The sequence below is a fragment of the Paenibacillus dendrobii genome, assembly GCF_009807035.1.
In the GTDB taxonomy this organism is placed as follows: domain Bacteria; phylum Bacillota; class Bacilli; order Paenibacillales; family Paenibacillaceae; genus Paenibacillus_AQ; species Paenibacillus_AQ dendrobii.
Map to the genome: position 1 here is coordinate 993,967 of NZ_WUBI01000002.1, position 10,045 is coordinate 1,004,011.

The window sequence follows — 10,045 nt, forward strand, 5'->3', positions numbered from 1 at the left end:
CTCCTTTCATTATTTTCTACGAATAGCAAAGGTTAAACCGTCTCCGATAGGCATTAGGCTCATCGTAACCCGATCGTCAAGATGAACCCTATTATTGACTTCACGGATGGCGCGAACGTCCCGTCCCTGATTGAGCTCGTTAATGACACTGCCGCCCCATAGCACATTATCCAGCAAGATCAGGCCGCCGACTCGTACAAGCTTGATCGCCAATTCGTAATAATCCAAATAACCTTCTTTATCAGCATCGATAAAAATGATATCGTAATAATTCGCTTTATGATCGTTAAGAAGCTGACGCATGGACTGGGAAGCAGGCGCGATGATTAATTCGATCTTCTCTTCTACCCCTGCCTGACGCCAATACTTCCTAGCCATGGCACTCCATTTCTCATCCACATCGAGACTCGTAATTTTCCCGCCCTCAGGCAAAGAAAGCGCCATCCATAAAGCGCCGTAACCGGTAAATGTACCAACCTCAAGAATTTGCCTGGCATTCATCAATTCAACCATCATCGCAAGAAACTGCCCTTGTTCTGGCGGAGTTTGCATCGCGGACATGAGCATTTGATTCGTCTCTTCCCGAAGCTCCAATGCAACCGGAGGCTCTCTGAGCGAATTGTCCAGGATATAATCGTATAGTTCATCCGATAAATTCAGCGTTCTTTTTCCCATTCTTACCTCCTAGGATTTCGTTAATTTATACAATCGGCTGAAAATCCAGCTGTTTGGTTTGATTTAAAAATTTGATTTCGTCCATGGCGACGCGAATCGGATTGCGGTTCGTTTCGAAACATTCAACGGATACGAAGCCTTGATAACCTCTTCGATTCAATTCATGCAGAATGGCCCGATAATCGAGATCGCCGTCATTGAGGTTCCGAATGCCGAGTATGGTTCGATCCTTGTCCATGACATAATTGAATGGCGTAATTAACCCTAAGTTGCTTTCCGCATTTTTGGCATGCACATGGATCGTATGCTCATAAAGCTCATCAATAACGAGCAGAGGGTCCATTCCTTTTTCATTTTCATACAGGTTATAAAAATCGAGCACCAAACCGACATTCGGCCGGTTAACATCCTTCAATAACTTCTGGATCGATTCAATGCGGTCCGCGAGCGTATTCACATGCGTTTCAACTGCTATTTTGATATTAAATTCAGCCGCTTTATCCGCAATGACCTGTATTCCCTCCACGCCATTGTCCCACTCCCGTTGCGTCGCAAACTCGCTTCCAACTTTACCCGTAAAACAGCGAATAATGCGGCAATCGATCTCATTTGCCAAATGGATGTACGTCTCCGCTTCCAAAATGCTGTCTCTCCATTTCTTTTTGGTTGACGTGAAATCAAAATAAGGCGTAATCATCGGTACCTTGAGCTTACTGTGAGCAAGCAGCTTCTTCAAAGCAGGCAATGCGGCTTGATATTCGAACAAGTGCTTACTCCAAATCTCGATCCCCTCATAACCGAGTAAGCTTATAATATAGACCATATCATCCAACTTTAACGTCCGATGTCTCCAGGCAATCGTGCAGAAACTAAATTTCATTTGTTCTCCTCCTATAAATAAGTTTATATTGAGTCATCCTCAGACCTGATATGGAGAAAACGCTCTACAACCTTCTATTGAAAATATTTTTCAAAAAAGTGGACGTAAAACATCCCCCGGGTATCAAGGCTGAGAAGTGTCACAAAGGGAAAAATGCCCCCATGATCCTGTCCGCCTGCTTACGCCCTGCGGTCAATGGATCATGGAGGCACTGAAACTGTCACCTAAATTACCTATGCAGAAGATTTATCCCCTCTGTTCGTTCGCTATCGGGGAATGCTTATCAAAAATGGATGTGAACTTCACTTTCTTGAGATGTCCCTTCACCCACAAGAACGCGATCGGCAACGACAATGCATTTCCGATGGCCATGGAGATGAAAATACCGTTCATTCCCATATCCAGCCCATAGATGAAGTACAGGCCTAGCGCGATAATGATGAGCACCCTGATATAGAGAATAATAACGGCGGGCATTGGCCGGCCTGTCGCTTGAAAGAAGGAGCCGCTGATCCATGTTACGGCCATGAACCCGAACGTAAACGAGATGATGAGCGCCTGCCTGACCGAGAGTTCCACCACTTCAGGTATGGAAGTGAACATTGAGAATAACCAGGGCGCCAATAACACATAGAGAGCCGCTATGACAGTACACATCCCGAAAACGAAGAGTGTACTGACGTTCAGCGTCTTTTTGATCCGCTCAAGTTGGTTACGACCGAAATTCTGGGAAGCAAAAACCGTCGTCGCACCTGCAACCGCGATAACCGGAATAATTAGGATCTGATCGAACCTTCCCGTTAAGGTCCAGGCATTCATCGCATTTTCGCTGAAGTTGGTCGTAATGATTTTATTGTAAACAACGGTAATCCCATAAATGGAAACGGTCATTAACAGCTGCGGCAGCCCAATGCGAACAATTTCCTTCACAATTCGTTTATTAAACCGCGAAAGGCTGAACGTTAAAGGAATCCTCGATTTCCCTTTTTGCAGAAACCGCACAACGTATAGGAAAGCAAAGCACATCGCGATCGACGTCGACAATCCAGCACCGGTCACTCCCAAGCCCAGAGCGAAAATCATAATCGGATCGAGGATCAGGTTGAGAACCGTCATGAGCGTAAATGCGATCGCCAGAACGTGGGTAAGTCCTTCGCCTAGAAGGATTCCTCCATAAACCTGGATCAAGATCATGAATATCAACGCTGGTGCTAACGAATACAAAAATTCGAGCCCGTATGTCTTGGCCTCCGGACTAAGCCCGCTTCCCGCGAGCAGATTGATCAAATCAGGCCCGAACAAATAACAGACGAGAATGAACGGTATCCCGAGCACCAAAGCCATCATTACGCCGCTGATCCCAAGACTTTTGCATTCTTCAAACCTTCTCTCGCCAATCAAGCGTCCCGTCACTGTACTGAGACCAACTGCCAAACTGGAAGCAATGGCTTCAAAGATAAAAAACAGAGGGAATAACAGGCCTGTTCCTGCCAAAAGGGCGGACGAAGTGGGATCCAGCATAGCAATGTAGTACGTATCGATAATCAGATAAACGTAATTCAGCAGGTTACCGATCAGAATGGGCAATCCAATTCTCACGATCATTGGAATAATCGGACCTTCAAACATTCCTTTAAACATTTGTTCTTGAGCCTTCACTTTGATCCCTCCACACTCTATTTTCCCAATCCTAAACTATTATAAAAAAATTTTCCATATATTCTTATATAATGAAAACGATTTCATTTAACTCTCTGTAAGCTGCTTTAAACTCTGCTGACGCCCATTCTGCAAGGTTCAAAGCTTCCCTCGAAAAACATATGTTCCAAGCTTGTCTGCTTTCTAATGAAAAAGCTATTTATCGCGCTAATCCATTCAAGCCCCAGTCTATCACCCGCCTTAAATGAGAAGCATCCTGATTAAACTTTGTGATAATGGGGAGAATCCTGGAATTATCGCTTCGTCCCTGGATTTTCGTGACCATTGCCGCTAATGTACCGGACGGGCTCAAATCCACATACATATAATCTTGCTGTTGTTGCTCCAGTATCTTCAGCGCCTCTCCTAATCGCATCGGTTCACGTATTGCCTGCCACAAGTGGTTGGCATTCGCGGCTTCGCAGAAGTCTCCTGATGCACAGGGCAGCCACGGCACAGTAGGCGCTTGGTATGTCAAGCTTCGCAGATGATGCATGTATGCGGTTTTTATGGGCTCCATATAAGCAGAATGAAACGCATAGGAGACCGGAAGCCTCTGGTGCAGAATACCATTTGTGCTTAACCAACTTTCGACGCTCGACAGACCTGCTTCTTTTCCGGCAATCACAAAATGGCCATCATAATTGACAGCCACAAGACTGCTCGCCATATGAAGCTGCGGAAAGGTATCGTACAAATCCGAATTTGACAATATCGCAATCATCCCGCCCTTCTCGCAAGCCGATTGAATCAATTCCGATTGTAACAGGACGGTTTCTAGCATAGCCTCTACCTCAACCACATTAGCTACGGCTGCCGATACATATTCGCCCAAGCTGAGACCTAACAAAACATCCGGCTCGATTCCTTCCTCCATCAACGTGCGTGCGAGCGAATACTGGATCATGAATATGGCGGGATGCGTATGGGTAAGATTGTCAAAATCCATCACTAAAGATTTACGATCGTCATACAAATGGGCAATGACGGAGAACCCTGCAATCTCCGAAACCAGTGAGTCTAAACGGTTCATCCAAGACCGAAATACAGGATGCATCCTGTATAATTCAATCCCCATTTGATAATATTGGGAACCTTGTCCGCCAAACATAAATGCTATATGCCTCTTCGTTATGATGATAGCCTCCTTGTTTGCACATAAAACAAAAACGATACATATTGTATCGTTTTATCACAAAAAAATGCCCTTCCATTGCATCAATGAAAGGAGCTAATTCAACGCGTTCTAACAATCACATCATTTAACGATTCCAAATCCATAGCGTACTCCGCATGATCTCTGGCGACATTCAGACATAGCTTCGCTCGGTCGTCTATATGTAACATATACACTACTAGTGCGAATGATATTACATCAGAGCTACGCCAACGTACCGAAGCATCGATTAGAATCACTCTGAATTTTTCATAAAGCCGATCATTCTAATTTTCCATCGGTGTTTCCAACAGTTCAATCCCGACATCCAGCAGCTTTTCGTATCCCATAAAATGGAGCGCGATTCTGGCCCGCCTTTTACGCTTATCGATCTTTTTAATGATCCCTTCTTTTCCTTTTAACGGACCGCTAGATACTTTCACCTTAGCGTTCTCAATGTATAACGTGGAGTAGTCGATGACCTCACCCTTCCCGATGAGTTGCAGGATCAATGCTATTTCTTCATCTTCGATTTTGGATAATGTGTGCGTTTCGAACGTATCTTCCTCGTTGTAGATTACATTCTTCTTTTCCATCGTATCAAAAAGGTTCTGAGTTCGATTCAGCAGCCGATAGCACATCGGTATTCGCTTAAGTCCGTAGTAGATTGTCATGTTCATTCGAGTATTCACAAGCACATAGCCAGGAAACATCGTTTTGCAAACTTCGTAAGAATGACCTAGCTTTCGCTCCGTTATTTTCCGTTTAGGAACAATTGCACGAATTACGGATTTATCGAAATATTTGCTAATCAACGTCCGTACGATATCTTCTTTTCCCGTTTCTACAAAGAGCACATACCAATCCATTTAGCTACCTACTTCCAACCCTTACAATTAAAAAAACAGTACCATTGTATTATTTCAATAGTCGCAGAATATCAACAACAATCTTGATGCAAGTAGTATTTTATAACTTAGAACGACTTCATTTTTTTGACTTCCTCCGGCATTTCCGGTTCATGAGCAATCCACCAACACATTGTGTTTATTCGTAGCAGAACAAAAGCAAAAGCTAATAAACTAATAACTTTCCATGGAAGTCTCTTGATCAGAGCAATATTCATAGGTAATTTTCCTTTCCTAATACACTGGATATTTGTGATGCAATTAAACCCAACAAACTGGACAGCATTATGCTATTCATGATTTGGAACCAAAGAAGAATGCCATATAAAAATATCATCAAAGCAGTTATCAGCGTACTTACTTGCTGCAGCTTCCCTTGTCTTGTTCTTTTACGTAACGACACTTGGGAACAAACTAATAAAAGCGCTGAACCCCAAAATATCAGATATGAAATAAAAGAATCCTCGACGAATCGTACCCCGAGCAAGCAAGCTACAAAAACACCTACAGATATGAAATAGCATTGTAAAAATGACCCGGCATGTCTCCCTCCCCCCAAACTCCTTACTACGAAGACCGTTCCAATCCAGGCCAGCGCCTCCAGTACTTGTCCCCCAAAAATAGAAACGATGATCATGGTACTGAAAATAAGCAATGTTTCGGTCATGGCACGTAACCCATATCGAACTACCGGTAAATCCTTCTGCATGATCACCTTGTGGCGAATCATCCTATCACTCGCAGCATCAACTAGAAATTCTATCATTATTTTCCATCTCCATTAAAAAACAATATATAAGGATTAACCGGTTAAAGGAATACAATTTATGCGAACTGTATTAGAATCTATGCGAATTGCAATTTTTAAAGTGTTTTACTTTCTTCTGTAACTTGTATGGATGGATCTAATCACTATTGATTGCTCCTGTATTGAACGATGTCTCCTGAATTCGTTAGTCTTTAAATATATGGTATAATAGGGTTACAATGGTAAAGTCATATGGAGGAGAATGGCAATGCTGTATGGAGGAGTATGCGATGATGAAAAAGAGGTTCACGAAGAATTAAGTCGTTTCTTTGCTAATTTTGAAAAAAGGATCAACCGCAAGATTATCTTGACTCATTTTTCATCGGGCGAGGAGTTACTTGAGCACTACCATAGCAAAAATGAGCCAAACTTTCATTTTCTCTTTCTAGATATTGAAATGTCGGGTATAAATGGTTTGGAAACAGCCAAACACATTCGTTCCCTCCCCAATAAAGAAGTAATCATCCTATTTTTAAGCAGTTACCCGGAGTATGTCATGGACAGCTTCGACGTATTAACATTCCAATATTTACTCAAGCCGTTGACGTACGACGTTTTTGAGTCTAAAGCGATGCGACTTTATGACCACCTCTCTTCAACGAATAATCATGTCATGTTTTTGAAAGATGAACGAGGGCAAAACATTGTACCATTATCAGAAATTATCGCAATATTAAAATTGAAACATGCCTTGGCGCAAAATAAATTGAAGGTTATTACGTCAGATCAGGAATTTTTCATGACAGGCACGATTTCATCCTATTCGTTGAAATTAGGATCACCCTTTCTGCTCGTTTACCGATCAGTCATTGTAAATATGGACTATATTCGCAGGTTTACAGCTAATTCCGTCATCATGAGCAATCATCAGGAATTCCCTATAAGCCGCACTCAAATGAAGCAAATCAAAGATACTTATACTCATTACATGGCAGGTAGATTTATCATATGAAACTGACCCTTCTCTTTTTTCTAGGAACGACTCTCTTGCAGCTCATTCTGCTGAATCGTTATTTTTTTGCTTTACTTGGCTCTTCTCACAAAAGTAGACTCCATACGAATGTTCATTATTTACTGAGCGGTATGATCATCTATCTATCGTCAATTTCCTTTTTTCCTGTTTTGATTACAGGTTTATTATCACTCAGCAGCGCATTTATCATTTCCTGGTGTTACTCAGCTCGGATCGAGTCGAAAGCATTCTTTTCAATTCTATATGTCATTTTAGGTTTCGTAGCGGAAATACTTTCATATGGATTTATTTCACAACTTAAACTTGCTCCTGTTGTCACGGATTTGAGTAATCAAGAAACACGCTTGCTCATTTTACTGCTTTCATCACTCTTTTATTTCTTATTCATTGTGCTGATTAAGATGTTCAAGCGGCAGTGTGATTATAAGCTCACCAAATGGCATTATATTGTCCTGGCACTCATTCATGTAATCAGTCTTCTGATCTTAAATACGCTTTTCTTTTACGCGAAGGAAAGCAATATGTATATTCTTTCAGTCATCGGCGTCCTGCTGATCAACGTTACTATCATTTATCTTTTTGATGAATTAATTGAGAGCTTTCAGATAAAGGATGAATTGAATCAATTACATAAACAAAACGAATATCAAAATACAAGCTATCAGAAAATCTCGAACTCCTTTCAAATGACCAAACGAATTATCCATGATACAAATAAACACTTGGTTTACATTCGTGCCTGTATTCAAACAGGAGTGCAGGAAAAGGCTCTTAATCATATTAGTAAAACCCTGAAAGAGATGGGAAACTCTTATTTTACGATAGCCACAGGCAACTTGGTCATTGATGCTTTGTTAAATAATGCGATAAGCATTTCGAATGAAAAAAACATTCAATTTAAGCATCAAGTGAGCTTAGACATTATAGACGCGATAGATTCGTATGACCTGTGCATTGTAATCGGAAATATCCTGGATAACGCAATCGAAGCTGCTCAACTCCTTCCTGCACCTGAAAGCCGCTTCATATCGATTCGCATTTTCACGCACAATCATATGCTGACCATTCATGCAAAAAATCCTTATATTCCTAACAATAAAAAGAGATCGCAGAAAAATGTCGAATTGCATGGAGTCGGTTTACTCAATATCCGGCACATAACCGAAAAATACGGCGGCCATCTTACCACAACCGCTGGAGAAATGTTTGAAACCATTGTTGTCCTGCCCATTGATTGAGTAGCCTAATTTAATAAAAATCTTTCATTTAACATCTCCTGATGTTGAAACGCTGGTTAGTTCCGGAAAACAAAAGCAATACAGCGAGAGCGCCATGATGGTCGTATTAAAGCCTTAGCGACCACTTCCCCGGCTTGGACTTCGTCATAGCTGCACGAGTCTGCTCTTAGCCAGTGGCGTAGGCATGAAAGAAGTTCAGGAATCGGGTTAGGTCTCAGTGAGTACGCAATGACAAGCAATGAACGGTGGACAAAAATCCAAACAAAAAAGCCCATTAGAGATATACTCTAATGGACTGTTCGTTCATTATTATGGTACCGGCGAGAGGACTCGAACCTCCACGGTTTCCCAAACGATTTTGAGTCGTTCGCGTCTGCCATTCCGCCACGCCGGCTTATATAAAACGCGCCCTAAGAGATTCGAACTCCTGGCCTTTTGATTCGTAGTCAAACGCTCTATCCAGCTGAGCTAAGGGCGCAAATATTGGAGCGGACGACGGGAATCGAACCCGCGACCCTCGCCTTGGCAAGGCGATGCTCTACCGCTGAGCCACGTCCGCATATAAAATAAAACTGGTGAGCCATGAAGGACTCGAACCTTCGACACCCTGATTAAAAGTCAGGTGCTCTACCAACTGAGCTAATGGCTCTTAATCAATAATAAGAAGGGATACTCTCACTTCGTTTGAGACTGCGAAGCAGCGCTAACGAGGTTTATGCTTCGACGAACCCGATAACCGGATTCTCATCCCTGAAGCAAATTTAAATGGCGGAACCGACGGGATTCGAACCCGCGATCTCCTGCGTGACAGGCAGGCATGTTAGGCCTCTACACCACGGTTCCACAGAGGCACTTTCTATGTGAGAAAGTAATTGCGGGGGCAGGATTTGAACCTGCGGCCTTCGGGTTATGAGCCCGACGAGCTACCGGGCTGCTCCACCCCGCGTCAGTAATAAGTATTTAGTTCTTGGCTCCCCGGAAAGTATTCGGAATAAGCTACAAAGCTTCATCTTCACTTTTTGGGGTAAAATGGTGGAGGCTGAGGGGATCGAACCCCCGACCCTCTGCTTGTAAGGCAGATGCTCTCCCAGCTGAGCTAAGCCTCCATAGGATTATACTATTAAAGATAATGGTGACCCGTAGGGGATACTCTCACTTCGTTCGAGACTGCGAAGCAGCGCTACCGAACTTCATGCTCCGACGAACCCTTATGGATTCTCATCCCCGATCGAAGCTAAATAGTAATGGTGACCCGTAGGGGATTCGAACCCCTGTTACCTCCGTGAAAGGGAGGTGTCTTAACCCCTTGACCAACGGGCCTTAATGGCTCCCCGAACAGGACTCGAACCTGTGACAACTCGATTAACAGTCGAGTGCTCTACCAACTGAGCTATCAGGGAATATGTATGCTTGGCGGCGTCCTACTCTCCCAGGACCCTTCGGTCCAAGTACCATCGGCGCTGGAGGGCTTAACGGTCGTGTTCGGGATGGGTACGCGTGGAACCCCTCCGCCATCGCCACCAAACGATTCAAGCGATTTGATCACCTGAAAACTAGATACGAAACGAATTTGTGTTTTAGTTTATTAGGATAAGCCCTCGACCGATTAGTATTGGTCAGCTCCATGCATTGCTGCACTTCCACCTCCAACCTATCTACCTCGTCGTCTTCAAGGGGTCTTACATACTGGGAAATCTCATCTTGAGGGG

Annotated in this window: 9 protein-coding genes, 9 tRNA genes and 2 rRNA genes; 2 read left to right on the forward strand and 18 right to left on the reverse strand. The window is 43.2% G+C overall.

Annotated elements, in window-relative coordinates; all coding sequences use genetic code 11:
- Positions 1 to 9 precede the first annotated feature (9 nt).
- The 7 genes from GRF59_RS18075 to GRF59_RS18105 form a co-directional block, all read right to left on the reverse strand.
- Positions 10 to 675 (reverse strand): O-methyltransferase, encoded by a 666-nt coding sequence (locus GRF59_RS18075; RefSeq protein WP_160499070.1) that lies wholly within the window; start codon positions 673 to 675, stop codon positions 10 to 12.
- 25 nt (positions 676 to 700) lie between these two features.
- The gene (locus GRF59_RS18080) at positions 701 to 1,555 is read right to left on the reverse strand and encodes a sugar phosphate isomerase/epimerase family protein (RefSeq protein ID WP_160499071.1); all 855 of its coding nucleotides are present in this window, start codon (positions 1,553 to 1,555) and stop codon (positions 701 to 703) included.
- Positions 1,556 to 1,801: 246 nt separating this feature from the next.
- The gene (locus GRF59_RS18085; RefSeq protein WP_202128722.1) at positions 1,802 to 3,214 is read right to left on the reverse strand and encodes an MATE family efflux transporter; all 1,413 of its coding nucleotides are present in this window, start codon (positions 3,212 to 3,214) and stop codon (positions 1,802 to 1,804) included.
- A gap of 199 nt (positions 3,215 to 3,413) precedes the next feature.
- The gene (locus tag GRF59_RS18090) at positions 3,414 to 4,364 is read right to left on the reverse strand and encodes an acyltransferase domain-containing protein (RefSeq protein ID WP_160499072.1); all 951 of its coding nucleotides are present in this window, start codon (positions 4,362 to 4,364) and stop codon (positions 3,414 to 3,416) included.
- 332 nt (positions 4,365 to 4,696) lie between these two features.
- Positions 4,697 to 5,266 (reverse strand): antiterminator LoaP, encoded by a 570-nt coding sequence (gene loaP / locus GRF59_RS18095; protein WP_423802963.1) that lies wholly within the window; start codon positions 5,264 to 5,266, stop codon positions 4,697 to 4,699.
- Positions 5,267 to 5,385: 119 nt separating this feature from the next.
- Entirely contained in the window at positions 5,386 to 5,535 is a 150-nt protein-coding gene (locus GRF59_RS30305; protein WP_160499074.1) for a cyclic lactone autoinducer peptide, read from the reverse strand.
- Positions 5,532 to 6,083, reverse strand: a complete 552-nt coding sequence (locus GRF59_RS18105; protein ID WP_160499075.1) for an accessory gene regulator B family protein — start codon at positions 6,081 to 6,083, stop codon at positions 5,532 to 5,534. The genes GRF59_RS30305 and GRF59_RS18105 overlap by 4 nt, the downstream gene beginning before the upstream one ends.
- 244 nt (positions 6,084 to 6,327) lie before the next feature.
- Between GRF59_RS18105 and GRF59_RS18110 the strand changes: the two genes are divergently transcribed.
- Positions 6,328 to 7,077 carry a LytR/AlgR family response regulator transcription factor gene (locus GRF59_RS18110; RefSeq protein WP_237391870.1) on the forward strand — a complete coding sequence of 250 codons (750 nt, stop codon included), beginning with the start codon at positions 6,328 to 6,330 and terminating at the stop codon, positions 7,075 to 7,077.
- Complete coding sequence (locus GRF59_RS18115) at positions 7,074 to 8,336, forward strand: sensor histidine kinase (protein WP_160499077.1); 1,263 nt, start codon at positions 7,074 to 7,076, stop codon at positions 8,334 to 8,336. Before GRF59_RS18110 ends, GRF59_RS18115 begins: the two co-directional genes overlap by 4 nt.
- Positions 8,337 to 8,648: 312 nt before the next feature.
- Here the strand turns inward: GRF59_RS18115 and GRF59_RS18120 are convergent.
- The 11 genes from GRF59_RS18120 to GRF59_RS18170 all read right to left on the reverse strand — a co-directional run.
- Positions 8,649 to 8,730 (reverse strand) — tRNA-Leu (locus GRF59_RS18120).
- 10 nt (positions 8,731 to 8,740) lie between these two features.
- Positions 8,741 to 8,814 (reverse strand) — tRNA-Arg (locus GRF59_RS18125).
- A 6-nt stretch (positions 8,815 to 8,820) separates the two neighbouring features.
- A tRNA-Gly gene (locus GRF59_RS18130) sits at positions 8,821 to 8,895 on the reverse strand.
- 14 nt (positions 8,896 to 8,909) lie between these two features.
- Positions 8,910 to 8,985: transfer RNA gene (locus GRF59_RS18135), tRNA-Lys, on the reverse strand.
- 117 nt (positions 8,986 to 9,102) lie between these two features.
- A tRNA-Asp gene (locus GRF59_RS18140) sits at positions 9,103 to 9,179 on the reverse strand.
- Positions 9,180 to 9,208: 29 nt separating this feature from the next.
- Positions 9,209 to 9,282 (reverse strand) — tRNA-Met (locus GRF59_RS18145).
- An 84-nt stretch (positions 9,283 to 9,366) separates the two neighbouring features.
- Positions 9,367 to 9,442, reverse strand: a tRNA-Val gene (locus GRF59_RS18150).
- A gap of 139 nt (positions 9,443 to 9,581) precedes the next feature.
- Positions 9,582 to 9,656: transfer RNA gene (locus GRF59_RS18155), tRNA-Glu, on the reverse strand.
- A 4-nt stretch (positions 9,657 to 9,660) separates the two neighbouring features.
- A tRNA-Asn gene (locus GRF59_RS18160) sits at positions 9,661 to 9,736 on the reverse strand.
- 8 nt (positions 9,737 to 9,744) lie between these two features.
- A 5S ribosomal RNA gene (rrf, locus tag GRF59_RS18165) occupies positions 9,745 to 9,861 on the reverse strand.
- 61 nt (positions 9,862 to 9,922) lie between these two features.
- Positions 9,923 to 10,045, reverse strand: a 23S ribosomal RNA gene (locus tag GRF59_RS18170); the annotation flags it as partial.